The 26,103-nt window shown below is 61.8% G+C and carries 23 protein-coding genes and 4 tRNA genes; 9 read left to right on the forward strand and 18 right to left on the reverse strand.

Annotation, left to right across the window (positions count from 1 at the left end; genetic code table 11):
• Positions 1-163: 163 nt before the first annotated feature.
• The 16 genes from rpoB to DIR46_RS12390 all read right to left on the reverse strand — a co-directional run bounded on the left by rpoB (position 164) and on the right by DIR46_RS12390 (position 15,961).
• Positions 164-4,273 carry a DNA-directed RNA polymerase subunit beta gene (gene rpoB / locus DIR46_RS12315; RefSeq protein WP_109345475.1) on the reverse strand — a complete coding sequence of 1,370 codons (4,110 nt, stop codon included), beginning with the start codon at positions 4,271-4,273 and terminating at the stop codon, positions 164-166.
• A 300-nt stretch (positions 4,274-4,573) separates the two neighbouring features.
• A complete protein-coding gene (rplL, locus tag DIR46_RS12320; RefSeq protein ID WP_005663628.1) occupies positions 4,574-4,951 on the reverse strand; it encodes a 50S ribosomal protein L7/L12 in 378 nt (125 codons plus the stop codon).
• 57 nt (positions 4,952-5,008) lie between these two features.
• Positions 5,009-5,539, reverse strand: a complete 531-nt coding sequence (gene rplJ / locus DIR46_RS12325) for a 50S ribosomal protein L10 (RefSeq protein ID WP_109345476.1) — start codon at positions 5,537-5,539, stop codon at positions 5,009-5,011.
• A 307-nt stretch (positions 5,540-5,846) separates the two neighbouring features.
• Positions 5,847-6,548: a 50S ribosomal protein L1 gene (gene rplA, locus DIR46_RS12330; RefSeq protein WP_109345477.1), complete on the reverse strand. Its 702-nt coding sequence runs from the start codon at positions 6,546-6,548 to the stop codon at positions 5,847-5,849.
• Positions 6,548-6,979 (reverse strand): 50S ribosomal protein L11, encoded by a 432-nt coding sequence (rplK, locus tag DIR46_RS12335; RefSeq protein WP_005663634.1) that lies wholly within the window; start codon positions 6,977-6,979, stop codon positions 6,548-6,550. The genes rplA and rplK overlap by 1 nt, the downstream gene beginning before the upstream one ends.
• A gap of 188 nt (positions 6,980-7,167) precedes the next feature.
• Positions 7,168-7,785, reverse strand: a complete 618-nt coding sequence (nusG, locus tag DIR46_RS12340; RefSeq protein WP_109345478.1) for a transcription termination/antitermination protein NusG — start codon at positions 7,783-7,785, stop codon at positions 7,168-7,170.
• A 1-nt stretch (position 7,786) separates the two neighbouring features.
• Entirely contained in the window at positions 7,787-8,173 is a 387-nt protein-coding gene (secE, locus tag DIR46_RS12345; protein WP_005663637.1) for a preprotein translocase subunit SecE, read from the reverse strand.
• A 36-nt stretch (positions 8,174-8,209) separates the two neighbouring features.
• A tRNA-Trp gene (locus tag DIR46_RS12350) sits at positions 8,210-8,285 on the reverse strand.
• 109 nt (positions 8,286-8,394) lie between these two features.
• Positions 8,395-9,585, reverse strand: coding sequence for an elongation factor Tu (gene tuf / locus DIR46_RS12355; protein ID WP_109345418.1), 1,191 nt, complete (start codon positions 9,583-9,585; stop codon positions 8,395-8,397).
• 85 nt (positions 9,586-9,670) lie between these two features.
• Positions 9,671-9,745 (reverse strand) — tRNA-Thr (locus DIR46_RS12360).
• A 33-nt stretch (positions 9,746-9,778) separates the two neighbouring features.
• A tRNA-Gly gene (locus DIR46_RS12365) sits at positions 9,779-9,852 on the reverse strand.
• 38 nt (positions 9,853-9,890) lie between these two features.
• A tRNA-Tyr gene (locus DIR46_RS12370) sits at positions 9,891-9,975 on the reverse strand.
• Between the two features lie 362 nt (positions 9,976-10,337).
• Positions 10,338-11,882 carry an HDOD domain-containing protein gene (locus DIR46_RS12375; protein WP_109345479.1) on the reverse strand — a complete coding sequence of 515 codons (1,545 nt, stop codon included), beginning with the start codon at positions 11,880-11,882 and terminating at the stop codon, positions 10,338-10,340.
• Between the two features lie 13 nt (positions 11,883-11,895).
• Complete coding sequence (locus DIR46_RS12380) at positions 11,896-13,554, reverse strand: tetratricopeptide repeat-containing response regulator (RefSeq protein WP_109345480.1); 1,659 nt, start codon at positions 13,552-13,554, stop codon at positions 11,896-11,898.
• Between the two features lie 166 nt (positions 13,555-13,720).
• A complete protein-coding gene (locus DIR46_RS12385; protein WP_109345481.1) occupies positions 13,721-14,680 on the reverse strand; it encodes a J domain-containing protein in 960 nt (319 codons plus the stop codon).
• A gap of 132 nt (positions 14,681-14,812) precedes the next feature.
• A complete protein-coding gene (locus tag DIR46_RS12390) occupies positions 14,813-15,961 on the reverse strand; it encodes a class I SAM-dependent methyltransferase (RefSeq protein WP_109345482.1) in 1,149 nt (382 codons plus the stop codon).
• A 44-nt stretch (positions 15,962-16,005) separates the two neighbouring features.
• Between DIR46_RS12390 and DIR46_RS12395 the strand changes: the two genes are divergently transcribed.
• The 5 genes from DIR46_RS12395 (at position 16,006) to DIR46_RS12415 (ending at position 20,231) form a co-directional block, all read left to right on the forward strand.
• Positions 16,006-16,806 (forward strand): SDR family oxidoreductase, encoded by an 801-nt coding sequence (locus tag DIR46_RS12395; RefSeq protein WP_109345483.1) that lies wholly within the window; start codon positions 16,006-16,008, stop codon positions 16,804-16,806.
• 9 nt (positions 16,807-16,815) lie between these two features.
• Entirely contained in the window at positions 16,816-17,214 is a 399-nt protein-coding gene (locus DIR46_RS12400; RefSeq protein WP_109345484.1) for a dihydroneopterin aldolase, read from the forward strand.
• Positions 17,211-18,158: a tRNA 2-thiocytidine(32) synthetase TtcA gene (gene ttcA, locus DIR46_RS12405; RefSeq protein ID WP_109345485.1), complete on the forward strand. Its 948-nt coding sequence runs from the start codon at positions 17,211-17,213 to the stop codon at positions 18,156-18,158. Before DIR46_RS12400 ends, ttcA begins: the two co-directional genes overlap by 4 nt.
• Before the next feature lie 217 nt (positions 18,159-18,375).
• A complete protein-coding gene (locus tag DIR46_RS12410; RefSeq protein ID WP_109345486.1) occupies positions 18,376-19,587 on the forward strand; it encodes an acetyltransferase domain-containing protein in 1,212 nt (403 codons plus the stop codon).
• Between the two features lie 110 nt (positions 19,588-19,697).
• A complete protein-coding gene (locus DIR46_RS12415) occupies positions 19,698-20,231 on the forward strand; it encodes a SixA phosphatase family protein (RefSeq protein WP_109345487.1) in 534 nt (177 codons plus the stop codon).
• A gap of 528 nt (positions 20,232-20,759) precedes the next feature.
• On the opposite strand, the gene DIR46_RS12425 is transcribed toward DIR46_RS12415, so the two are convergent.
• Complete coding sequence (locus tag DIR46_RS12425) at positions 20,760-21,518, reverse strand: hypothetical protein (RefSeq protein WP_205289119.1); 759 nt, start codon at positions 21,516-21,518, stop codon at positions 20,760-20,762.
• On the opposite strand from DIR46_RS12425, the gene DIR46_RS12430 reads away from it, so the two are divergent.
• Positions 21,505-22,482, forward strand: coding sequence for an IS481 family transposase (locus DIR46_RS12430; RefSeq protein ID WP_109345488.1), 978 nt, complete (start codon positions 21,505-21,507; stop codon positions 22,480-22,482). The two genes, DIR46_RS12425 and DIR46_RS12430, sit on opposite strands and share 14 nt — an antisense overlap.
• Here DIR46_RS12430 and DIR46_RS12435 read toward each other — a convergent pair.
• Positions 22,461-22,727, reverse strand: a complete 267-nt coding sequence (locus DIR46_RS12435; RefSeq protein WP_109348009.1) for a transposase — start codon at positions 22,725-22,727, stop codon at positions 22,461-22,463. The genes DIR46_RS12430 and DIR46_RS12435 overlap by 22 nt on opposite strands.
• A 112-nt stretch (positions 22,728-22,839) precedes the next feature.
• On the opposite strand from DIR46_RS12435, the gene DIR46_RS26585 reads away from it, so the two are divergent.
• The 3 genes from DIR46_RS26585 to DIR46_RS12445 all read left to right on the forward strand — a co-directional run bounded on the left by DIR46_RS26585 (position 22,840) and on the right by DIR46_RS12445 (position 26,077).
• A complete protein-coding gene (locus tag DIR46_RS26585) occupies positions 22,840-22,992 on the forward strand; it encodes a hypothetical protein (RefSeq protein WP_162819500.1) in 153 nt (50 codons plus the stop codon).
• Between the two features lie 138 nt (positions 22,993-23,130).
• The gene (locus tag DIR46_RS12440; RefSeq protein WP_109345489.1) at positions 23,131-24,345 is read left to right on the forward strand and encodes a helix-turn-helix transcriptional regulator; all 1,215 of its coding nucleotides are present in this window, start codon (positions 23,131-23,133) and stop codon (positions 24,343-24,345) included.
• 223 nt (positions 24,346-24,568) lie between these two features.
• Positions 24,569-26,077 (forward strand): S8 family serine peptidase, encoded by a 1,509-nt coding sequence (locus tag DIR46_RS12445; RefSeq protein ID WP_162819501.1) that lies wholly within the window; start codon positions 24,569-24,571, stop codon positions 26,075-26,077.
• Positions 26,078-26,103: the final 26 nt, after the last annotated feature.

The following is a 26,103-nucleotide window of genomic DNA, read 5'->3' on the forward strand; positions in this document are numbered from 1 at the left end:
GCCGGCGTTTGCGCGTCCCGCCAACCCTTAAAAACGTCATTCCCGCGCAGGCGGGAATCCAAGTTTGCCGGCAACTCACCGGGCTTAGGTTCCCGCCTGCGCGGGAACGACGTTTCAAAGGCAGCAGGCCGGGCCCGAAGGCTGGCGGCCATGCTGGCCCTGCTTAGTTGCGCTCGAGATCGATGTCGATACCCAGCGAACGGATTTCCTTCACCAGCACGTTGAACGATTCCGGCATGCCGGCGTCGATCACGTGGTCGCCCTTGACCAGGTTCTCGTACACCTTGGTACGGCCGTTCACGTCGTCCGACTTCACGGTCAGCATTTCCTGCAGCACGTACGATGCGCCGTACGCTTCCAGTGCCCACACCTCCATCTCACCGAAGCGCTGGCCACCGAACTGGGCTTTACCGCCCAGCGGCTGCTGCGTCACCAGCGAGTACGGACCGGTCGAACGGGCGTGCATCTTGTCGTCCACCAGGTGGTGCAGCTTCAGCATGTGCATGAAGCCGACGGTGACCTTGCGCTCGAACGCTTCGCCGGTGCGGCCGTCGAACATGGTGACCTGGTTCTTCGACGGCGTCATGCCCAGGTGGGCAGCGATGTCGTCCGGGAACGCCAGGTCCAGCATGCGGCGGATGTCTTCCTCGTGGGCGCCGTCGAACACCGGGGTCGCGAACGGCACGCCGTTCTTGAGGTTGCTCGCCAGGCTCAGGATTTCTTCATCGCTGAAGCTGTCCAGGTCTTCCTTGCGGCCGGTTTCGTTGTAGATCTTGCCCAGGAAGGTGCGCAGATCCGCTGCCTTCGCTTGCGCCTGCAGCATTTCGCCGATGCGCCAGCCGAGGCCCTTCGCAGCCCAGCCGAGGTGAGTTTCCAGGATCTGACCGACGTTCATACGCGACGGAACGCCCAGCGGGTTCAGCACGACGTCGGCTGGACGACCGTCCGCCATGAACGGCATGTCTTCCACCGGCACGATACGCGAGACCACACCCTTGTTACCGTGGCGGCCCGCCATCTTGTCGCCCGACTGCAGGCGGCGCTTGACGGCCAGGTAGACCTTGACCATCTTCTGCACGCCAGGCTGCAGCTCGTCGCCTTGCGTCAGCTTCTTGCGCTTCTCTTCGAAAGCCAGGTCGAACTGGTGACGCTTCTCGTTGATCGATTCCTTGATCGCTTCCAGCGCGTTCGCGGTGTCGTCTTCCGCCGGGCGGATGTCGAACCAGTGGAACTTGTCCAGATCGGCCAGGTATTCCGAGGTGATCGCCGCGCCCTTGGCCAGCTTCTTCGGACCGCCGTTGACGATCTTGCCGACCAGCATACGCTCCAGACGCTCGAAGGCGTCGCCTTCCACGATACGCATCTGGTCGTTCAGGTCCAGGCGGAAGCGCTTCAGCTCGTCGTCGATGATCTGCTGGGCGCGCTTGTCGCGCTGGATGCCTTCGCGGGTGAACACTTGCACGTCGATCACGGTGCCGACCATGCCCGAAGGCACGCGCAGCGAGGTGTCTTTCACGTCCGACGCTTTTTCGCCGAAGATCGCGCGCAGCAGCTTTTCTTCCGGAGTCAGCTGGGTCTCGCCTTTCGGGGTGACCTTACCGACCAGCACGTCGCCGGCCTGCACTTCGGCGCCGATGTAGACGATGCCCGATTCATCCAGGCGCGCCAGTTGATTCTCTGCCAGGTTCGAGATGTCGCGGGTGATTTCTTCCGCGCCCAGCTTGGTGTCGCGAGCGACGACCGACAGCTCTTCGATGTGGATCGAGGTGTAACGGTCGTCCTTGACGACGTTTTCCGAGATCAGGATCGAATCCTCGAAGTTCAGGCCGTTCCATGGCATGAACGCCACCAGCATGTTCTGGCCCAGTGCCAGCTCGCCCAGGTCGGTCGATGCGCCGTCGGCAATCACGTCGCCACGGGCAACGCGGTCGCCAACCTGCACGATCGGACGCTGGTTGATGTTGGTGTTCTGGTTCGAACGGGTGTACTTGATCAGGTTGTAGATGTCGACGCCGACTTCGCCAGCCTGCGCTTCATCGTCGTTCACGCGGATGACCACGCGACCCGCATCGATGTAGTCGACCACGCCGCCACGCAGGGCCTGCACGGTGGTGCCCGAGTCGACCGCGACGGTGCGCTCGATGCCGGTGCCGACCACGGCTTTCTCTGGACGCAGGCAAGGCACGGCCTGGCGCTGCATGTTGGCGCCCATCAGTGCACGGTTCGCGTCATCGTGTTCCAGGAACGGAATCAGCGATGCTGCGACCGACACGATCTGGCCCGGGGCGACGTCCATGTACTGGATGCGCTCTGGCGAGACCAGGATCGTTTCGCCGGCTTCACGCGCCGAGACCAGTTCGTCGACCAGCTGGCCTTCGTCGCTGATCGCCGCGTTCGCCTGGGCGATGATGTAGCGGCCTTCTTCGATCGCCGACAGGTATTCGATCTTGTCGGTGACTTTCGAATCCTCGACCTTGCGGTACGGGGTTTCCAGGAAGCCGTATTCGTTCAGGCGGGCGTACAGAGCCAGCGAGTTGATCAGGCCGATGTTCGGGCCTTCAGGCGTTTCGATCGGGCACACGCGGCCGTAGTGGGTCGGGTGCACGTCGCGCACCTCGAAGCCTGCACGTTCGCGGGTCAGACCGCCCGGTCCCAGTGCCGAGACGCGGCGCTTGTGGGTGACTTCCGACAGCGGGTTGGTCTGGTCCATGAACTGCGACAGCTGCGACGAACCGAAGAATTCGCGGATCGCGGCCGAGATCGGCTTGCTGTTGATCAGGTCGTGCGGCATCAGGTTGTCCGCTTCGGCCTGGCCGAGGCGTTCCTTGACGGCGCGTTCCACGCGCACCAAGCCGGCACGGAACTGGTTCTCAGCCAGTTCGCCGACGCAACGCACGCGACGGTTACCCAGGTGATCGATGTCGTCGACTTCGCCGCGGCCATTGCGCAGCTCGACCAGGATCTTGATCACGGCCAGGATGTCTTCGTTCGACATGGTCATGTCGCCGGTCAGTTCGTCACGGCCGATACGGCGGTTGAACTTCATGCGGCCGACAGCCGACAGGTCGTAGCGTTCCGGCATGTAGAACAGGCCGTTGAACAGGGCTTCGACCGACTCTTCGGTTGGCGGTTCGCCAGGACGCATCATGCGGTAGATCGCCACGCGTGCGGCGGTCTGGTCGGCGGTGTCGTCGGTGCGCAGGGTTTGCGAGATGTAGGCGCCCTGGTCCAGGTCGTTCGTGTACAGCGTCTGGATGTCGGTCACGCTGGCGTCGCGCAGCTTGCCCAGCAGTTCTTCGGTCAGCTCGTCGTTGGCCACGGCGATGATCTCGCCAGTGTCCTGGTCGACGATGTTCTTGGCCAGCACGCGGCCCAGCAGGTAGTCTTCCGGCACCGAGATGCTCTTGATACCAGCGGCTTCGATGTCGCGCACGTGCTTGGCGTTGATGCGCTTGTCCTTGGTGACGATGGTCTTGCCCGACTTCGGATCGACGATGTCGAAGCGCGCGACTTCGCCGCGCAGGCGCTCGGAGACGAACTCGAGTTCGCCGCCGTCGTTACGCAGGGTGAAGTTGTCGAAGACGAAGAAGTTCGCCAGGATCTGCTCCGGCGTCATGCCGATGGCCTTCAGCAGGATCGTGACCGGCATCTTGCGGCGACGGTCGACGCGGAAGAACAGGATATCTTTCGGGTCGAATTCGAAGTCCAGCCACGAACCGCGGTAAGGAATGATCCTTGCCGAGAACAGCAGCTTGCCCGACGAGTGGGTCTTGCCGCGGTCGTGTTCGAAGAACACACCAGGCGAACGGTGCAGCTGGGAGACAATGACGCGCTCGGTGCCGTTGATCACGAACGAACCGTTCGTGGTCATCAGCGGCAGCTCGCCCATATAGACTTCCTGCTCTTTCATTTCCTTGACGACTGGCTTGGTCGGCGATTCCTTGTCCAGGATCACCAGACGCACCTTGGCGCGCAGCGGCGACGCGAAGGTCAGGCCACGCTGCTGGCACTCTTTCACGTCAAACGCGGGGTCGCCCAGCACATACGACAGGAACTCGAGGCGCGCAAAACCATTGTGCGACACGATAGGGAAAATCGAGGAGAAGGCCGATTGCAGGCCTTCGTTCTTGCGCGAGGACGGAGCGAATTCGGCCTGCAGGAAGTTCTCGTAGGATTCCAGCTGGGTAGCCAGCAGGTAGGGAACGTTGTGAACGTTGGCGCGCTTCGCGAACGACTTGCGAATGCGCTTCTTCTCAGTAAATGAGTAGTGCATGGACACTCCGTGAGTGACAGAAAGGATGGAGAATTCAGGAATTGCCAGTGGCGAACGCCACTACCACACGCAAGCCCTGAAGTCTCTTACTCTTTCGCGCCAGATGAAAAGGACAAGCAAACTGCTGTGATACGATGCTGCTGAAACGGGGTACTACCAGTTCCCTGTCGTCAATTCAAAACTGACGTTTGCCGCAGGGACGACAAAAGAGCCAAAGCCGCATCCCCTGCCTTCCGGCAGGTTTTGCAAGCTTTGACTCCCGCGCTGGGCACTGTGTTTCAAGCGCCCGGTGCTGATGTATTACTTCAGTTCGGCCTTGGCGCCAGCTTCTTCCAGCTTCTTCTTGGCGGCTTCAGCGTCAGCTTTTGGCAGGGCTTCTTTCACGGTCTTCGGTGCGCCGTCGACCAGGTCCTTGGCTTCTTTCAGGCCCAGACCGGTGATTTCACGGACTGCCTTGATGACGCCGACCTTGTTCGCGCCGACTTCCGACAGAACAACGTTGAACTCGGTCTGCTCTTCAGCAGCAGCTGCACCGCCAGCGGCGCCGCCAGCTGCCGGTGCTGCCATTGCAGCTGCCGACACGCCGAACTTCTCTTCGAATGCCTTGACCAGTTCGTTCAGGTCCATGACGGACATTTCGCTCACTGCGTTCAGGATATCGTCTTTGCTAATTGCCATTTGAAACTCCAGTTGTATATTGTGTGTAGTTAGTACTTGAGAAAAAAGGCTGCGCTATTAAGCTGCAGCGGTTTCTTCGGCTGCAGGAGCAGCTTCCGAACCTTCGCCTTTTTTCGCTGCCAGTGCAGCCAGACCACGTGCAAAGCCCGACACCGGAGCCAGCATGACGCCCAACAGCTGCGAGATGAGGACTTCACGGGATGGGATGCTTGCCAACGCGGTAACACCAGCTACGTCGAGCTGCTTACCTGCGTAGTTACCGGCTTTGATGACCAGCTTGTCGTTGGTTTTAGCGAAGTCATTGATGACTTTTGCTGCAGCAACGGCGTCGTCCGAGATCGAGTAGATCAGCGGACCGGTCATGGAATCAGCCAGCGAGGCAAACTGCGTGCCTTCGACAGAGCGACGAGCCAGCGTGTTCTTCAGAACACGCAGGTACACGCCCTGGGCACGTGCGGTTGCACGGAGCTTGGTCAAGTGACTAACCTGGATGCCACGGTACTCAGCCACGACGATGGTTTGCGCAGTTGCTACTTTTGCGGAAACTTCTTCGACGACGACCTTTTTGTCATTCAGATTAAGACCCACGGTCAATCTCCTTAAATGATATGAACGGATGTCCATATCGGTTCGAACACACGGCGTCCGAAGTTAAGAAGTCTTAAAACTGGGCGGATACATTCACACAGCTGGACTACAAAACTTGTTCGGGTACACCATCTGCGTTGGGTGGTCTATTAACCGTCAGCTCAACCTCTGCTTTCGGCCCAACGGTCTTTGATTGCCTGCCGGAGCGATGTTCAGCTCCGACAGCCCAAAGATGCGCCTCGTGATATTGCGTACGAGGACTTAATTCTTGCGAACTTAGGTTCCCGCCTTCGCGGGAACGACGTTCTTAAGCAGCAGCGACGATCGAAGCGTGGTCGACACGGACGCCAGCGCCCATGGTCGACGACAGGGCGACCTTACGCAGGTACACGCCTTTCGAGGTGGCTGGCTTGGCCTTGTTCAGGGCGTCGATCAGGGCGACCAGGTTGGTCTTCAGATCTGCGTCGCTGAACGACTTGCGGCCGATGGTCGCGTGGACGATACCTGCCTTGTCAGTACGGTACTGGACCTGACCGGCTTTGGCGTTCTTGACGGCGGTAGCGACGTCCGGGGTCACGGTGCCGACTTTCGGGTTCGGCATCAGGCCGCGTGGGCCCAGGATCTGACCCAGGGTACCGACGATACGCATGGTGTCTGGCGAAGCGATGACGATGTCGAACGGCATGTCGCCGGCCTTCACGCGCTCTGCCAGGTCTTCCATGCCGACCACGTCGGCGCCGGCTGCTTTAGCAGCTTCAGCCTTGTCGCCCGAAGCGAACACAGCGACGCGCACGGTCTTGCCGGTGCCAGCTGGCAGCACGACCGAACCGCGAACCACTTGGTCCGACTTCTTCGGGTCCACGCCCAGTTGAACGGCGACGTCGATCGACTCGTTGAACTTGGCGGTGGCGAATTCCTTGATGATCGACACAGCGTTGTCGAACTCGTAGACCTTGTTACGGTCAACTTTTGCTTTGATTGCTTTGACGCGCTTGGACAGCTTAGCCATTACAGACCCTCCACCGTGATGCCCATCGAACGTGCCGAGCCAGCGATGATACGCACTGCTGCGTCCATGTCGGCGGCGGTCAGGTCCGGCTGCTTGGTTTTTGCGATTTCTTCAGCTTGAGCGCGGGTCAGCTTGGCAACCTTGTCGGTGTGCGGCTTGGCCGAGCCCTTGGTGATGCCGGCGGCTTTCTTGATCAGGTAGGTTGCCGGTGGGGTCTTCATCACGAAGGTGAAGGACTTGTCGGCGAACGCGGTGATCACGACCGGGATCGGCATGCCTGGTTCCATACCCTGGGTCTGCGCGTTGAACGCCTTGCAGAATTCCATGATGTTCAGGCCACGCTGACCGAGTGCTGGACCGATCGGTGGGGATGGGTTTGCCTTACCAGCCGGGACTTGCAGCTTGATAAAGCCAATGATTTTCTTTGCCATGTCTGGCTCCTATCTTGACTTGAGTAGTAGCGCCCCACCGCGACTACTCATCTTGGCGGGGCTCCTCTTACCGGATTCCGCCTAGTTGCTGCGACGCTCCGATTACGGCGTTGTATTTGAAGTGTTGGGGACAGAGTACCGCTGCGCCTCGCTGCGCGCGGCTTCGCTTAACTCTTTCCCGCAAAGGGTCATACTTTCTCTACCTGCCCGAACTCCAGTTCCACCGGAGTTGCGCGGCCGAAGATGGTGACCGAGACACGCACCTTCGATTTCTCGTAGTTGACTTCCTCGACGTTGCCGTTGAAGTCGGTGAACGGGCCTTCCTTGATGCGGACTTGCTCGCCCACTTCGTACAGCACTTTTGGCCGTGGCTTTTCGACGCCCTCTTGCACCTGCTGCATGATCTTGTCGATCTCGCGTGCTGGGATCGGGGTCGGCTTGTTCGATTTGCCGCCGATGAAGCCGGTGACCTTGCTGGTGTTCTTCACCAGGTGCCAGGTTTCGTCGGTCATTTCCATCTCAACCAGCACGTAGCCCGGGAAGAAGCGGCGCTCGGAAACGGCTTTGGAACCGTTGCGCATCTCGACGACTTCCTCGGTCGGCACCAGGATCTGGCCGAACTGTTCTTGCATGCCCGCGCGCTCGACGCGCTCGGTCAGTGCGCGCATCACGCTCTTTTCCATGCCCGAATAGACATGGACGACGTACCAGCGCTTATTGCTGACCGGCACGCTCAGAGGCGCACCAGCGTCAGAGGCCGGGACATCGCCCGGCACTGGTGCATTGTCTTGCACGTTATCGCTCATGTTATTTCCAACCCAGGACAAAGTCGTACAACAGGAGCTCGAGAAGCTTATCCGTGCCCCACAGGAAAATCGCCATCACGACCACGAAGGCAAACACGATGCCGGTGATCTGCATGGCTTCGCGGCGGGTAGGCCAGACGACCTTCTTGGTCTCGCGCACCGACTCCTTGGCGAAGCTCAGGAAATCACGGCCAGTGGTGGAAGTCCACAAAAGCAGGACAGCAAAAACTAAACCAGCCACGAGGGCGCCTGCGGCGACCAAGGCTGGTTTGTTCTGGCCAGTCAGGTAAAAGAACCCGACGACGCCTGCAATCGCTGCAACCACCGCCAGCGCGACCTTGAACTTGTCATTCGAGGTGCTGACAGTTTGCACGGATTGATTAGACATTCTTCTTTACTTTCGGTGCTGCGCACCAGAATTCGGTGGCAGGGGCGGAGGGAATCGAACCCGCGACCTTCGGTTTTGGAGACCGACGCTCTGCCAATTGAGCTACACCCCTACGAAAACTTTACTGCTGAATCCAGCATTATACAGCAAGCGCGCGCTCACTGGCAATGCTGTTTAAGGGGAAACAGAAGTGCTTCCGTTTCCCCTTATCACCTAATCAATTAGGCGATGATCTTGGCAACCACGCCGGCGCCGACGGTACGGCCGCCTTCGCGGATTGCGAAGCGCAGACCTTCTTCCATCGCGATCGGAGCGATCAGCTTGACGGTGATCGAGACGTTGTCGCCTGGCATGACCATTTCTTTGTCTGCTGGCAGTTCGATCGAACCGGTCACGTCAGTCGTACGGAAGTAGAACTGAGGACGATAGTTGTTGAAGAACGGGGTGTGACGGCCGCCTTCGTCTTTCGACAGGACGTAGATCTCACCGGTGAAGTTGCTGTGCGGCTTGATCGAGCCTGGCTTGGCCAGAACTTGACCACGTTGCACGTCTTCACGCTTGGTGCCGCGCAGCAGCAGGCCGACGTTGTCGCCAGCTTGACCCTGGTCCAGCAGCTTGCGGAACATTTCCACGCCGGTGCAGGTGGTCTTGACGGTGTCGATGATGCCGACGATTTCGATTTCTTCGCCGACTTTGATCACGCCGCGCTCGACACGACCGGTCACGACGGTGCCGCGGCCCGAGATCGAGAACACGTCTTCGACTGGCATCAGGAAGGCGCCGTCAACGGCACGTTCCGGGGTTGGGATGTAGGTGTCCAGGGCTTCTGCCAGGCGGGTGATGCACTCTTCGCCCATTTCGCCTGGCTGGCCTTCCAGCGCCATACGTGCCGAACCCTTGATGATTGGCAGGTCGTCGCCTGGGAACTCGTACTTCGACAGGAGTTCGCGGACTTCCATTTCGACCAGTTCCAGCAGTTCTGCGTCATCGACCAGGTCGCACTTGTTCAGGAACACGATGATGTATGGAACGCCAACCTGACGCGCCAGCAGGATGTGCTCGCGGGTCTGTGGCATTGGGCCGTCAGCGGCCGAGCACACCAGGATCGCGCCGTCCATCTGCGCAGCACCGGTAATCATGTTCTTGATGTAGTCGGCGTGGCCTGGGCAGTCAACGTGAGCGTAGTGACGGTTTTCGGTTTCGTACTCGACGTGCGCGGTGTTGATGGTGATGCCGCGTGCTTTTTCTTCTGGAGCCGCGTCGATCTGGTCGTAGGCCTTGGCTTCGCCGCCGAATTTCTTCGACAGGACGGTAGCGATTGCAGCCGTCAGGGTGGTTTTACCGTGGTCAACGTGACCGATGGTGCCGACGTTCACGTGCGGCTTGGTCCGTTCGAATTTACCTTTTGCCATTTCAGACTCCTAAGATCTAACGATATTTTGGGGATTACCAGGCACACCTGACGGACGAGTGCAACGCGACTGCCGTACAAAATTCTGGTGCCCTTGACGTGGATTGAACACGTGGCCTCTCCCTTACCAAGGGAGTGCTCTACCACTGAGCTACAAGGGCTGATTTTTGCGATGTAGAAACCACCGCACTAACTGGAGCGGGTGAAGGGAATCGAACCCTCGTCGTAAGCTTGGAAGGCTTCTGCTCTACCATTGAGCTACACCCGCGAGGTACAACTTCAAATCCGACTTCACGATCTTCTTTTTGGTGGTGGGGGCTGGATTCGAACCAGCGTACTCAGAGAGGGCAGATTTACAGTCTGCTGCCTTTAACCACTCGGCCACCCCACCGCGAAGAACCGCAGAGTATGAAGCAAGCTCAACGTACTGTCAATCAGACTGCAGTAGAAACTTTTTCCACTTCGCCTGACAGCGTTGCTTCGGGGCGTGATTGTAACGGTCGGACTGTAAAGCTGCAAGGGTGATTTTGCCAAGTGCGAAAAAATCTTCATGAACGTGCTTGGAATTGTTTCGCTCGCAAACCCACACCGCCAGACCACGTCGTTCCTGCCACTGACAGCAACGACTTCCCGCGGAGGCGGGAACCCAAGTTTATACGCGCAGTGTGGCGGTGAAAAATGGCCGGTTTGGCATGCGAGGATCCCGGGTTCCCGCCTTCGCGGGAACGACGGTCTTGAGGCAAGCAGTGGGACTCAAGGTTGCGGTGTGTTCGCACCCTGCGGCGCCAGCGCCGCCAGTACCTGCGCCTTGAGCGCCTTGATCAACGCCGTCTCGTCCGGCGCCACGCCCTCGGGCGCGGTGAAGATCCGGTCGGCATAGATCAACCCGAGCCGGGCCTTGCCGACCACCAGCGGCAGCACGATGAAACTCTCGGCGTCCGGCAGCAGGGTCTTGTACCAGGCCGGCAGCAGGTCGCGGATCTTGGGGCTGAAGGCGTCCGCGATCATCATGTCGGCGTCGTTTTCCAGCGCCAGGTGGAACACGTCACGCGTGAAGGCGCAGGGGAAGGCGAAGCCGTTCTGCAGGTCGGCGCTGCCCTCGCCCAGCGACACCCGCGCGCGGAACTGGCTGGTCCGCGCATCGCGCAGGCACACGGTGGCGAAGCGGAAGCCCAGCGCGCCGTACAGGGTCTCGAGGACGGCATTGACCACGTCGTTGACGCCGGCGCCGGACCCGCCCAGCAGGGCGACGTCCTGCACGCCCGCCAGCAGCAGGTCGCGTGCATTCTTCGGCTTGCCGCTGGGGTGGAACTCGCCCTCGTCGTCCTCGCCCGCGTCCAGGGTGGCCAGCGCCAGCACGTTCGGCAGGCTGCTGCCGGCCTTCGGATCGGTCTTCGGCGCGCGTTCCATGTTCATGCTCTGCAGCATGCCGTTCATGCCTTCCTGCACCTCGTCGTACAGCGCCACCATGGCCGGATGGTCGACGCCCAGCGCCGCGCCATAGCGCACGATCAGCTCCTGGGTCTCGGGCGCGGCGGCCGGATCGTGGTGACGCCCCATCAGGCGCGCCACGTCGCGGCTGAAGGCGGCCACTTGCCGCATCCATTCGTCACGGTCGGCCGCGCCCTCGAGCGGCCCCGGCGGCAGCGCCGCCTGGGCTTGCACGATGAGCTCCGGCATCTGCCACTCGCGCAAGACCGCCTCCGACAAGGTCTCGAAGCTGCAGCCCAGGATCAGTTGCGCAGCCTGGCTGGGGCTGTGCTTGCCAGCCGCCACGATCGCGGCGATCTCGCGGTAGCGCTCCGGCTCGCGGCTGGCCAACAGCAATGGTCCCAGGTTCTTGAACAGCGCACAGATCGCCGCTTCCTCGGCCCCGGGGATCGGGCTGTGGCGCGCCAGCTCGCGTCCGACCAGGCTGGCGCACAGGGCAGCTTCGAGTTCCACCCGCACGCCGTGCTCGGCGGTGTCGAGTGCATCGACCAGCAGCATCGCCAGCGCGGCGGCGCGCACATTGTCGAAGCCGAGCAGGGAAATGGCGCGCGAGATCGTCGTCACCGGCGTGCCGGACAAGGTGCGGTACTGGACCGTGTTGGACAGGCGCAGGATGCGCTGGGTGAGCGCCACGTCGGACACCACGTAATACGCGAGGTCGGCCGTGCCCAGGTCGTCGTTATACCCCATGCCGATCACGTGCATGATGGCGCCGCCCAGCGTGAACATGCGCTCGGTTCCGCTGAGCTTGCGCATGAGGGCGGGGCGCACGCGGCGCGGGGCGCCGTCCTGGGAAATGTCGGTCATGGCGTCGATCGGCTCAGCCGGCCTTGCGCAGCGGCGCGGCCGCCTGCGCGCCCTGTCGCAGTCCTTGATTGTATTGCTTCAGCACCTGCTGGTGCAGCGCCGCCAGCGCCGGCAGCTTGGGATTGAGCGCATCCAGCTTGCGCACATTGCCGATCAGGCCAGGCACCTGGGCGCCGAGGCGAGTGTCCCAGCCCTCGTGCTCGAGGCAGCGCAGCACCGCCAGCGCGGCATTGAAGGCAACCGCCGGATTGCTCGGCAACTTGGCGGCCGCTTCCAGCATCAGCCGCACCGCGCCCTGGTAGTCGCCGTTCCTGGCGCGCGCGGCGCCGCCGGCGACCAGGTCGACCACCTGCTGGCGGCTCTGTTGCGCCAGCGTCTGCGCCAGCTCGCCCTTCCCGGCCTGCTCCAGCACGCCCATGGCGCGCGTGACCATGGCGTCGCTCGAGGCATTGCTCATCACCTCGCGCACGATCTCGGAAGCACCTTCTTCGCGGCCATTGTCGATGCAGGTGCGCGCCAGCTCGAGCTTGAGGTCGGCCGACAGATTGGGCGCGTCCTTGCTTGACGCCAGGGCCGTGCCCAGCGCCTCGCCCAGGCGCTGCTCGTTGCCGGTGTACTCGTGCACCAGGGCCGAGGCGATCGCGCTGCACAGCGGAGTATTGGCGCGCCCACCCATCGAGCGGTCGAGGTCGCGTACCACGGCGGCGGCCCCGACGGGATCGCCCTTGTGCACCAGTGCGCGCACCAGCTTGACGTGGTCCTCGGGGTCGCGGAATTCGGAATATTTCGCCTTGCCCACCACCTGGCGCAGGGCTTTTTCGGCGGTGTCGACGTCGCCCACCTCGAAGGCGGTGTCGGCCAGGGTGCGCAGGCGCCGCACAGCATGCGGCGACACCGCCACCGCGTCGCTCAGCACCGCCTGCGATTTCTGCAGTTCGCCGACCGCCGCGTGGGTGCGCGCCAGCCAGTCGTAGGCGTCGACGAAGTTGCGGTTGGTGTCGACCAGGTCTTCCAGGATGTCGCGCGCCTCGGTGAATTGCTTGCGCACGAACAGGGTCTTGGCCAGGCCAAGCCGGGCCCAGGCGATCGCCTTGATCTCGACCAGGTGGCGATAGATCGGCTCGGCCTGGTCGGCCTGGCCCAGGAACATGTGCAGCTCGGCGCGCAGGCGCAGGAAGTCGATCGCGTAGCGCGCGTGCAGGCGCTGGCCTTCGATGCAGGCGGCGATCGCATCGATCTGGTCGCCCGCCTCCATCAGGTTGTACACCGGGAGGAAGGCATTGCGCTTGTCGAGGGCGCGCGCGATGCGCTCGAGCAGGCGATCGGCGGTGAACGGCTTGAGGATGTAGTCGGTCGGCGCCAGCTCGGCGGCGCTGACCACCTTGCTGTGGTTGCCTTCGGCCGTGACCATGAAGAACATGGTGGCCAGCTGCATCAGCTTGTGGTGGCGCAGGTCTTCCAGCAATTGCTGGCCATCCTGGCCGCCTTCCAGGTCGTATTCGCACAGGATCATGTCGAACTGGCGCAGGCCCAGGTGTTTCACGGCCTGGTTGGAGGTGCTGGCGTGCTCGATCCGGGTCAGGCCGCACAGCGTGAGCATGCTGTGGATGCTGGCCCGCATCCCCGCGTGGGGCTCGATGATCAGGGCCGTCAGGCCTTCCAGTTCGTTCATGATGGTCCGTATAAGCCTGCGTTGGGCGTAGCGCCGCGGCTGCATGGGCGCGCGGCATCTGGCCAGTATATTACGGCGCGGAACGAAAATAATGAAATCGGGGTAGGCCCTGACACGAGAAAGTGTCAGTACGCCGAAAAAACGACAGGCAGCCAGGATGACCGGATTACTGGATCTCGGCCGCGGCCTGGCGCAGCGCCGTATGGCGGCCGTCGCATTCGGATTTGCTGGCGCCGTCGACCACGTTCTGGTAACGCACCTCGTACTTGCCGGCCGCCAGCTTGTCGAAAGTAAAATTCGAACGCTGCTGCACGAAGGCGTGCCTGACGTTGGCGCGGCGGTCGAGGTCGTACAGCTTGACGAAGACCGGCGCCGCATTCGCGCTGTTGTCGATCACGACCTGCATCTCGACCCCTTCGTTGCCGACCGGGTAGCCGGGCACATAGGAAGACTCGAGCGGCCACGGATCGCCGCTGGGCGACGCCAGGGTCTGCAGGTCGGTGCTGCAGTCGGGGGCGCGGGCCGGCACCGCCAGCTGGGTGACGGCGAGCGCGCGCACCGCGGGCGGCGGGCCCTTGGCGCCGTCCGGACCGATGCGGCGGGCCCAGTCGTCGCTGCTGGCGTCGACGCCCAGTGGGTCGGGACGGCCGGTCTTGACGGATTCCGGGGCGATGCCGCCCCAGGCCAGCGCGCTGGGGGTAATGTCCGGCTGTTGTTCGATCGTCAGCACGGCGGCGACGGCGCCGGCCACGAAGCAGCCCGACATGCCCAGCCACCAGCGCGGATCGCGCCACAGGCGCTTGCGGCGCGGCTTGGGCGGCGGCTGCGCATCCCATTGCTCGCCATTCTTGCGCGGCTGGCCTTCCTTGGCGCTGGAGCTTTCCAGCCACTCGACTTCCCACTCCTCGGCCGCGATCCATTCGTCGTGTTCCTTGCGGCGGACGGGATCGGACAGGACGTTGTAGGCGGTATTGACGACCGCCATGATGCGGGCGGACTTTTCGTCGCCCGGATTCTTGTCGGGGTGGTATTTCTGGCTCAGGGCCTTGTAGGAAGCACGAATGACCTCCTGGGGCGCATGACGCGACACCTTCAGGTTGTCATAATGTGTGTGAATCTTGGCCATGATCTGTCAAGTCTACCCGCTTCTACCCTGCGCGTTCTGTCTGTCCTCGGCCGAAGCCCGTCATGTGACGAGACGCGGGAATACCTCACAGCTTAGCCGGATTTGTGTCCACTGTGCAAGATATCATAAAGTCTACAAGCGATGACTGCGGTCCGCGCGCACGATTGGCTCTGGCAATTCTACGTCCTGTCCGACCACCAGGACCTTGAACAATTCGCCCATTTCAGCAGGAGAAACCAGTTTTTGCACGGCCCTCGACTGGGGCAGGAACTGTTTCGCATCCTCGGGGTCGTTTTCCAGCAACAGTTCACCGATCCCGGCGCCGAGCAGGAAGGCGGCCTGGCTCATATAGGCCAGCACCGGCAGGCCGGCATCCTGGGACGCCAGCGCCATCGCCGTGAAATCGACGTGGGCCGTGATGTCCTGCAAGCCCGGCAAATAAAAGGGATCCGGGTGCGCATGGTGGCGGTAATGACACATCAAGGTGCCGCCGATGCGCTGGTCGAGGTAGTACTCGTGGGCCGGGAAGCCGTAGTCGAACAGGATGGCGGCGCCGCGGCCGCCCGAGAACATCGTCGCCAGCGAGCGCATGAAGCCGGCGCCGACCGGGTGCAGTTCGGTAACATAGCCCTCGATCATCTGCTCGTGGTCCGGCACCTGGCGCGCCAGCTGTGCGGCCAGTTCATCGCCGAGCGGCGCCTGCACGAAAGCGAAGGCGCCGTCCTCGACCGTGACCATTTGCCGGCGCCAGCCGTCGCGGGTGCGGATCACCAGCTCGACCGGCATGGCGTCGAGCACTTCGTTGGCCAGCACCACGCCGCTGAAGCGGTCCGGCATGGCGTCCAGCCAGCGCAGCTGCGGCAGGTCGGCCAGGTTGGCCTGCTGGCGCGCGCGCAATTCGCCGGACAGTTCGATGATCGTATACGAGCGCACTTCGACGCCCTGCCTGGCCAGCTCGGCCAGGACATCGCGCGCCAGGCGGCCGGTGCCGGCGCCGAACTCGATGATGTCGGGCGCGCTTTGGGCGATAATAGCGGCTGCCACGCGCGCCACGGCCGCTCCGAACAGCGGCGTCATCTCGGGCGCGGTGGTGAAATCGCCGCTCGCACCGAGCTTGGCTGCGCCGCCGCTGTAATACCCGAGCCTGGGCGCGTACAGCGCCAGTTCCATGAAACGAGAGAATGCGATCGCGCCGCCGTGCCGTTCGACGTCGGCGGCGATGAGCTGTTGCAGGGAATGGGACGCGGCCAGGGCGTCGGTATCGGGTGCGGGCAGGGACATGCCGGCATTGTAGCCAGAATAGCTTTTATCAACAATTTAAGACAATGATGACGGACAGCCCTTCGATCTCCCTGCCCCGGGTCGCGCTCGTGACCGGCGCCGGCCGCCGCCTGGGCCGCGCGATCGCGCTCGGCCTGGCCCAGGCCGGGTGGGATCTCGCCCTGCACTACCGCCATTCCGAAAGCGACGCGATCGCGACCCGCGACGCCATCCTGGCGCTCGGCCGGCGCGCCGCGCTGCTGCAATGCGACCTGGCCGACGAGGCGGCGGTGCGGCAGCTGGTCGGCCGGGCCAGCGCTGCGCTGGGACCGCTGTCTTGCATCGTCAACAACGCTTCGTTGTTTGAATACGACAGCGCCACCGCGTTCTCCTGGGAGCTGCTCAACGCCCATATGCAGGCGAACGTGGCCGCGCCGGTGCTGCTGGCGCAGGAACTGCATGCCGCCACCCCGGATGGGCGGCAAGCCGTCGTGGTCAACTTGCTGGACCAGAAACTGTACAATCTCAACCCGGATTTTCTGTCGTACACGCTGTCCAAGGCGGCCCTCCACACGGCGACCACGATGCTGGCCCAGGCGCTGGCGCCGAAGGTGCGCGTGGTCGGCGTCGCCCCCGGCATCACGATGGTGTCGGGCGACCAGAGCGAGCAAGGCTTCGCCGCGGCGCACCGGATGACGCCGCTGCAGCGCTCGTCGACCCCGCAGGACATCGCCGACGCCGTGGTCTACGCCGCATCGGCGCGCGCGCTGACGGGCACCACCCTGCTGGTCGATGGCGGCCAGCACCTGATGCCCTCGCAGCGCGACGTGATGTTCCTGACCGAACCAAATAACTCCACCAAATAAGGCTATCCCATGTTGTCCGCCCTGTCCCACCCGAGCTTGCGCGATTGCCGCCGGCTGTTCCTGCGCAATTACGAAGTGATGATCAATATCGGCGTGCACGATTTCGAGAAGAAGGGCGAGCAGCGTGTCCTGATCAATGTTGAGCTGTACATTCCGCTGGAGCTGTCGACGCCGAAGGCCGACCAGCTGGCGGAAGTGGTTGACTACGATTTCATGCGCGAGACCATTGCCCGGCGCATCGCCAAGGGCCACATCCACCTGCAGGAAACGCTGTGCGACGACGTGGTGGCCGCCATGCTGACCCACCCGCGCGTGCGCGCCGCCGGCGTGTCGACCATGAAGCCGGACGTCTATCCGGTTTGCGAAGGCGTTGGCGTCGAAGTATTCAGGATCAAGGAAGAAGCATGAACGAAACGGTGATTGAACGCGTCGTCGAAGACGACTTCCCGACCGCCGGGGCCGGCATCGACGCGAAGAAGCAAGAGAAGATCGCGCGCGAGGACAACAAGCTGCACAAGCGCCTGTGCCGCCTGGTGGGCCAGGCGATCGGCGACTTCAATATGATCGAGGACGGCGACAAGGTGATGGTCTGCCTGTCGGGCGGCAAGGACAGCTATGCGCTGCTCGACATCCTGCTCACCCTGCGCGAGCGCGCGCCGATCCACTTCGACATCGTCGCGGTCAACCTCGACCAGAAGCAGCCGAACTTCCCGGCCCACATTCTCCCGGCCTACCTGGACAAGCTCGGCGTGCCCTATCACATCGAAAACCAGGACACCTACAGCATCGTCAAGCGCCTGGTCCCGGAAGGCAAGACCACCTGCTCGCTGTGCTCGCGCCTGCGGCGCGGCATCCTGTACCGCGTCGCAGACGAACTCGGCTGCAACAAGATCGCCCTGGGCCACCACCGCGACGACATCCTCGAGACCTTCTTCCTGAACATGTTCTTCGGCGGGAAGCTGAAGGGCATGCCGGCCAAGCTGGTGTCGGACGACGGCAAGCACATGGTGATCCGCCCGATGGCCTATGTGAAGGAAGCCGACACCGAGCGCTATGCCGAAGTAAAGGGCTTCCCGATCATCCCGTGCGACCTGTGCGGCTCGCAGGAAAACCTGCAGCGCAAGCAGATCAAGAACATGCTGCGCGAATGGGAGAAAAAGCATCCGGGCCGGGTCGAGAACACGTTCTCGGCGCTGTCGACCGTGGTGCCGTCGCATTTGCAGGATCGTGATCTGTTCGACTTCGTCGGCCTGAAGACCGATGGCGTGCCCAATCCGCTGGGCGATATCGCGTTCGACGAGGAGCCGTGTTCGACGCCGGCGGCGAACACGATTTCGTTGACGCAGCTCTGACAGCGGCAGATGGATGAAAGCAGAGGCCGGGCCTCTGCTTTTTTTCGTCCTGCGTTGTTGTTCCATCCGACGCGATCGCGCGTGGGGACGTCGCTTGCGTCGATGTCGAATGCCCGGTTCGCTTCCTCGCCGCCAGCCATTAATGATAATGCAGTATCATTATCGCTGAGAACGATCGTGCGGCATGAAGTGCGTGCACGCCAGGCAAAGGATTCCAATGAAGCAAGCTACCTCGAACGGTTTCGATCAAGCAGTATCCATCACCCCGGTAGAGCAGGCCGCCGTCAATCGACGTCGCCTGCAGAGCCTGGACACTCTTCGCGGTTTCGTGATGGTGATCATGTTGATCGACCATATTCGGGAGAACTGGTATCTGTACATGAACGTGCCGGACCCGGTGAATCCGGTGACGGTGGAACCGGTCATGTTTTTCCTGCGCATCGTCACCAATTTGTGCGCACCGGTGTTCGTCGCCCTGACCGGACTCGGTGCCTACCTGTATGGCCAGAATCATACGCGGGCCGAGACCGCCGCCTACCTGGTCAAGCGCGGCCTGCTCCTGATGGCGATCGACGTCACCCTGCTCACCTTCGCCTGGACGGTCAAGCTGCCGATGACGTTCTGGCTGCAGGTGATCTGGGCTATCGGTGTGTGCATGATTGCCCTGGCCGCCCTGATCTACCTGCCGAAGAAACTGCTGCTCGCGCTCGGCCTGGCGATCGTGGCCGGCCACAATCTGCTCGATGACATTCGCCTGGTACCGGGCGAGCCCGGGTTCGTGGCCTGGGCGCTGCTGCACCAGCGCGACATGATCGCGTTGCCGTTCGGCGCGTTCGCCAGGACCTCGTATCCGGTGCTGCCGTGGATCGGCGTGATCGTGCTGGGCTACCTGCTCGGCAGCTGGTACGAACGCGACAAGAGCAGCGCCGCGGACAGCGAGCGACGTGTACGACACCTGCTGGCATTGGGATTCGCCATGCTGGCGGCATTCGTCGTGCTGCGCGCGCTGAACGTATATGGCGACAAGCCGTGGGTGGCGGGCGATACCGCCCTGCACACGATCATGGGCTTCATCGCGCTGACAAAGTATCCGCCATCACTTCTGTTCCTGCTGCAAACGCTGGGCGTGGGCGTGATCCTGCTGGCCTTGTTCGAGCGCCGGGAAGGCCATCCCTGGCTGACCGCGCTGGCGGTGTTCGGCGGCGCGCCGATGTTCTTCTACATCCTGCACATCTACGTGCTGCGCGCGCTGTACCACGTCGCGTTCATGATCTGGGGACCGACCCACGGCGTGAGCTTCGGGCTGGATAACGTCAACTGGCTCTGGCTTTGGTACGCGGTGCTGCTGCCGGTGCTATATGTGCCGACCGCATGGTACTCGCGCCTCAAGGCGCGCCGGCGCGACATCACCTGGCTCAAGTATTTCTAGAACGTCGTTCATCGGAAAATATAACGGCCACCATGCGCTCCTGCCGGGTATCGAGCCCTGAATCCGGCCGTGCTACGCTGGCGGTCCCATTGCCTCTGAAGAGAATCTCCATGCGTCTGCCCTCGATCCAGCCTGTGCGCCTGCTGCGCAATCTATCCCTGGCCCTCGCCGTGCTCGTACCGGGCATGGCCTTCGCCGAACCCAGCGCGATCTACCTCGTTCGCCACGGCGAAAAAGCCAGCATCGGCAAGGACCCGGCGCTCACGCAGCAAGGCCAGCTGCGCGCGCAGAACATCGCGACGATCCTTCACCGCACCGGCATCCAGGCCATCTTCAGCACGCCGACCGCGCGCACCCTGCAGACCGCACAACCGCTGGCACGGCAGCTGGGGGTGCAGGTCGGGCAGTACGACCCCGCCCTGCCTGCAGCGCTGGTCGAGAAGGTGAAGGTGCTGCGCGGCCCGGTGCTGGTGGTCGGTCACTCGAACACCTTGCCGGAACTGGTGCGCCTGTTCGGCGGCGAGCCAGGCCTCGATATCGCGGACGACGAATACGGCCGCCTCTACCAGCTCACGCCTGACGCCAACGGCGCGGTCAGGACGGTCATCCTGAGCTCGCTACCCGCGTCCGCCGGCACGCCCTGAACGGCAACTGCGGCGTTGGGGTCATAACTTCGGGGTCAACTTCGGGGTCAGGTCTGACATTTGGACACGGCCTCTACAATAATCTGCCTTTATTTGCCTGCTCAAAGCTGGCGACCGCTCGGCTGACCGTTTTGGTCGACACACCAAAAACGCGTGCTATTTCCGACATTGTGAACGCGGTAGACGCGTAAGCACGTGCCATTGCCTCACCCCTATCCGGGTACCGGTCCTGATAATCAGACAACGGAAGCGCAACTGCGCGTCGTTCAGATCTCTTGGTTTCTATAAGCTCTTCGGATTGTTGTAGTTGCTGATGCACCGATATGAAGGTTTCATCGCCGAGAAGGATTTGATGGCGGGTAGCCGCAAATGGGCTCGCTTGCCCAAGGCCGGCAAGGGTCATAACTTCGGGGTCAGGTCTGACATTTGGACACGGCCTCTACAATAATCTGCCTTTATTTGCCTGCTCAAAGCTGGCGACCGCTCGGTCATAACTTCGGGGTCAGGTCTGACATTTGGACACGGCCTCTACAATAATCTGCCTTTATTTGCCTGCTCAAAGCTGGCGACCGCTCGGCTGACCGTTTTGGTCGACACACCAAAAACGCGCGCTATTTCCGACATTGTGAAGGCGGTAGACGCGTAAGCACGTGCCATTGCCTCACCCCTATCCGGGTACCGGTCCTGATAATCAGACAACGGAAGCGCAACTGCGCGTCGTTCGGATCTCTTGGTTTCTATAAGCTCTTCGGATTGCTGTAGTTGCTGATGCACCGATATGAAGGTTTCATCGCCGAGAAGGATTTGATGGCGGGTAGCCGCAAATGGGCTCGCTTGCCCAAGGCCGGCAAGCACAAAATCCTGGTACGCCGCGATTGCGCTCGTCGGCGTATCACCAAACTGCCTTAGAAGCCAGTCACTCTCAAGCCAGTCGGGTGAAACGTCATCACCAATAAAATAATGGTAACTGCTCCATCGCCATTCGTTCAGCGCCGCCACGGTGTTAGCGCGTATAGGATTTAGAACAATATAGCGAGAAACTTCTAGCAAATAACTATCTTTCTGCACCAGTATTGCCTTATAGCGCCCTTGAAACAAGTGCCCAGCGACACGATGCCTTCGATTGAAATGCTGTGAGTAATTGTTTAGTTTCGTGTGATCATGTTCCCCGTCGCAGCATGGCCTTGTTCCGTGCAAAGGCCGTGCTCGATGAGATAATTGCTGGCTTCCCGCATCGTTCGTCAGCCCCTCGCAGAACATCACCATATCGAGCATGAGTTCACGCATTCACCCGCAAGCCCGCACCACGCCAAAAATCCGTCAGGAGATCAAGGATTCCGGCCTGTCCGACCGTCAAGCGGCCAAGGTGTTCAATATCACTCGGGCCACCGCTGCCAAATGGCTCAAGCGGGACGACGTGCAAGACCGCTCGCATCGTGCTCACACCCTGCATACGACCCTGAGCGCAGCCCAGGAACTGGTCGTGCTGTCCCTGCGCCAGACGCTTTACTTACCGCTCGACGACCTGCTCTACATCACCCGGCAATACATCAATCCCGAGGTCTCCCGTTCAGGCATTGCGCGACTGCTCAAACGCGAAGGCATGGCACGACTGGAGGACGTGATCCCTCAAGCTGAAGGCGAAACGATCAAGGCCAAGAAGACCTTCAAGGACTATGAGCCAGGCTTCCTGCACGTCGATATCAAGTACCTGCCACAGATGCCTGACGAAACCTCACGCCGCTACCTGTTTGTTGCCATTGACCGCGCGACGCGCTGGGTTTTTCTGCATATTTACAACGATATGACTGAACGTAGTAGCGTCGATTTCCTGCGCCGTTTGAAGCTCGCATCGCCGATCAAGATCACCAAGATACTGACCGACAACGGCTCGCAATTTACCGACCGCTTTGCCACCAAAGACAAGAAGCCCAGCGGCAATCACGCCTTCGACAAGGCATGTGGCAGCATGGAAGTCGAGCATCGCCTGGCGCCTCCGCGCCACCCGCAAACTAACGGCATGGTGGAACGCTTCAATGGCAGGATCAGTGAGCTGATCGCGCAGACCCGCTTCGATAGCAGGGCCGATCTGGAGACCACATTGCACAATTACCTCAAGCTTTACAACCACCATATCCCGCAGCGAGCTATCGGCTCAACGACACCGATTCAGGCGCTCAAGAATTGGCAGAAACGCAAACCTGATCTATTCGTCAAACGCGTCTACGATCAGACGGGACTCGACAAGTAATGACCATTGAGTTGGCGCATGCAACTCGGTAGGTTCCCCTCGACCGTTTCCACCAATAAGTGGTAATGGTTGGTCATCTGGCAAAAACTGTGAACGATGCAATGGTGGCGTTCGCAAACCTTCGCCAGCACATCTAGCCAAATACGCCGATCAGCGTCATCCCGAAAGATCGGTGCGCGTCGGTTTCCGCGCGACGTCACGTGGTAGAGCGCCCCAGGAAAATTGACTCTGAGTGGTCGTGTCATCCGATAACGGTAATGGATTGGCACCCACCAACGCTGAGATCGCTCAGAATCCTCAAGGACCTTGATTACTGCTGAACTCGTGTCCAAATGTCAGACCTGACCCCGATGTTCCTTGCCGGAACTGGTGCGCCTGTTCGGCGGCGAGCCAGGCCTCGATATCGCGGACGACGAATACGGCCGCCTCTACCAGCTCACGCCTGACGCCAACGGCGCGGTCAGGACGGTCATCCTGAGCTCGCTACCCGCGTCCGCCGGCACGCCCTGAGCGGCAACTGCGGCGTTGTGACAACATCCTGTGTCTTAATTTTTCCACAATTAACAGTTGTCTCAATATTGTATCGACCAACAGTTAAATGCCCGATAGTATTAGTATTTATGCAAAAAAAATATCGGGAGAGGAATTGTGGACCTGTCGCAGGCACGCTTCGACCGCATCATCAATCTCATCTACGACACATTGGACGACCGCGCCGCCTGGCGCCGCATGCTCGACAGCCTGCATGAGGCGATCGGCGGGCGCGCCGTCCACATGCTGGCCTTCGACGGCGAGCACGGCGCGCTGTCGTACAGCGACGGCGCCGCCATGGCGCCGCACATCGATCTCGAATACATCCAGCGCTACCAGTTCATCGACCCGCGCGTGGGACTGCTGCGCCAGCAATCGACCAGCGGCTGGCTGCATTGCCACGAGCACTTCGACGATGGTTTCGCCGCCTCCCACCCTTTCTACCAGGAGTTCCTGATCCCGCATGGGGCGCGCTATGTGTCGGCCTGCAAGCTGGCCGATACGCCAGAGGCGACCGTCATCCTCTCCTGCCTGCGCAGCAGCGGAGAAGGCCCGCTGCCGCCCGACGCCCTGGCCTTCCTCGACCGCCTGCGCCCGCACATGGAGCGCGCGGTGCGGATGGGCCTGGCCCAGTTCGTGTATTCGACCCAGGCCCTGGTGGGTCATGCCCTGGTCGACAAGCTGCGCCAGCCGGTGATGCTCCTGACCGCGACCGGCGACATCGTGTTGGCCAACGCCGCGGCGCGCGACCTGCTCGCCTCCACCAGCCTGGTGCAAATAGCCGATGGCAAGCTGGTGCTGCCGCAGCGCTACCGCACGTCCTTCCTGATGCAGTGCGGCGAGCTGGAAACCCGCGTGCGCAATGCAATCGCGCAAGGCAAGCCGGACAACGAGGAGTCGCGCGCGCTGCACATGCGCAGCGAGGCCGCCTCAGGTGCGGCGCCCGATGCGCTGTACGTCTTCTTCACGATGCTGGTCCCGGAGCATACCCTCGGCAGCTTCGGCCTGCGGCCGCTGGTGATGCTGTTCTTCTACCACCCGACCTCGGTCCAGGTGATCGATTCGGCCCTGCTCACCGCCGCCTTCGGCCTGTCGCACGCCGAATGCAGGATCGCGTCGATGCTGGCCGACGGCGTGCCGCTCAAGACCATCGCCGACCTGCTCGGCGTGCAGTACGACACGGTGCGCAAGCAATTGCTGTCGATCTACCAAAAGACCGCCACCAACCGCCAGCCCGAGCTGGTTCGGCTGTTGATGAACCTGCCGGCGTCAACGCTGCAGCGCGCGCTCAGGGGTGACGGCGGTCGATGCCTTGAAAAGGATGGCACCTGACCGAACAAAGGCACGATGACTTCGACGTCACATCCGTCAGGATGTTCGTCGTTCAGGCCAGCAAGACAATGAAATGGCATCGTATTTGCGCTACACGCCCCACGTTTCGGTTATTGAACATCAAATTCTCGTTGACCGATTCCCCAGGAAGTCGTGACATGGTGATCTACATCCATGCATGGCGCATCAATGGTGGATAAATCACTGGTCACGGAGGTATGTCGTGGATTATGAATACAAGGTCAACGGCCAGACGGTCCGTTTGGCGGAAGATCCAGATCTGGTTGGCGTACGTTATCTGGAGCCGGCGCCGCATAGCCTGCGGGCAGCTTTCTCCAGCAGTGTCGGGGCCGACGTCACCGAACGCATCGAAATCCCTAATGAGAAATTCACCTTGCTGAAATCCCCGTCCGCGGCGCCCATGTCGGTGAGCGATGCCGTCGACGCGGCGGTCGGCAAACGACCTGCCGGCGTCGTGCGAACGACGCCGGTGTTCAAGCTGGGCGAAACCCGGGTCCTGGCCACGGACCGGATCCTGCTGGGCATGAAAGACCCGGCCACGCCCGTCAGCGGCTTGCTCAAGGACGTGAATTACGAATCCATCACGCCACGCGGGTTCGGCGAGTACACGGTCACCCTGGCGCCCGATGTCGATCCGCTGGCGACGGTCCAGCAACTGGCGCCAAGCGAAGAGCTGGCGTATATCGAGCCGGACTTCGTCAATCTGATGGTCAAGCCCGCGCTTGACGATGTCTCGACCGATGACGCCGCCCCGGGCAGCGAGCGCGCCTACGCCACGCGGCATTACGCGATGCAGCTGACGGCCGCCGACCAGGCCTGGAAATTAGTTACGGGAAATCCCGCGATCAAGATCGCCGTGCTGGATGACGGCATCGATACCCGGCATCTCGACCTGCGCTCATCAGTCATCGCCGGCTACGACGCCTGCGACAAGGACAATTTTCAGGAACCCAATGCCTGGGACGGCCACGGGACTGCGTGCGCAGGTCTTGCCGCGGCGCTTCCCAACAGCGACGATGGCGTCCGCGGGATCGGTGGCGGATGCTCGATCCTGGCCGTCCGGATCGCCTACTCCGACCGGCCGCGCGGCGTCTGGACTACGAGTACCGGCCAGATCGCCGAGGCGGTCGACTGGAGCTGGCAAAACGGCGCTTCGGTCTTGAGTAACAGCTGGAGCAGCACATCCGCATCGAACGCCGTCATTGCCGCTTTCGGACGTGCGCTGACGCATGGACGCGGGGGCAAGGGCTGCGTTGTCGTCGTCGCAGCGGGCAACAGGCCAGGGCCGGTCGGCTTTCCAAGCAGCCTCCCCGGTGTGATCTGCGTGGCCGCATCCACGCCGAGAGATGAACCAAAGACGCCCTCCAGCGACGATGGAGAAGACTGGTGGGGCTCCAGTTACGGCCCTGAAGTCCTGGTCGCCGCCCCTGGAGTCAAGAACTATACGACCGACATCACGGGGCCGGCCGGCTACAATCCCGGCGGCGACTACTACCCCGGCTTCAATGGCACCTCGTCGGCCACGCCACTGGTCGCTGGGGCTTGCGCCCTGGTGCTGAGCGCCAACCCCACGCTGTCCGGCGCCCAAGTGACGGCCATCATCGCGCAGAGCGCCGACAAGGCCGGCTCGGTGCCCTATGTCAATGGACGCAACGATCAGATGGGCCATGGTCGCCTGAACGTACTGAAAGCGGTGCAGCTGGCAACGTAACGGCCCGGGCATCCACGACCCAGGCA

Origin of the sequence: Massilia oculi (genome assembly GCF_003143515.1) — a bacterium.
GTDB lineage: Bacteria > Pseudomonadota > Gammaproteobacteria > Burkholderiales > Burkholderiaceae_D > Telluria > Telluria oculi.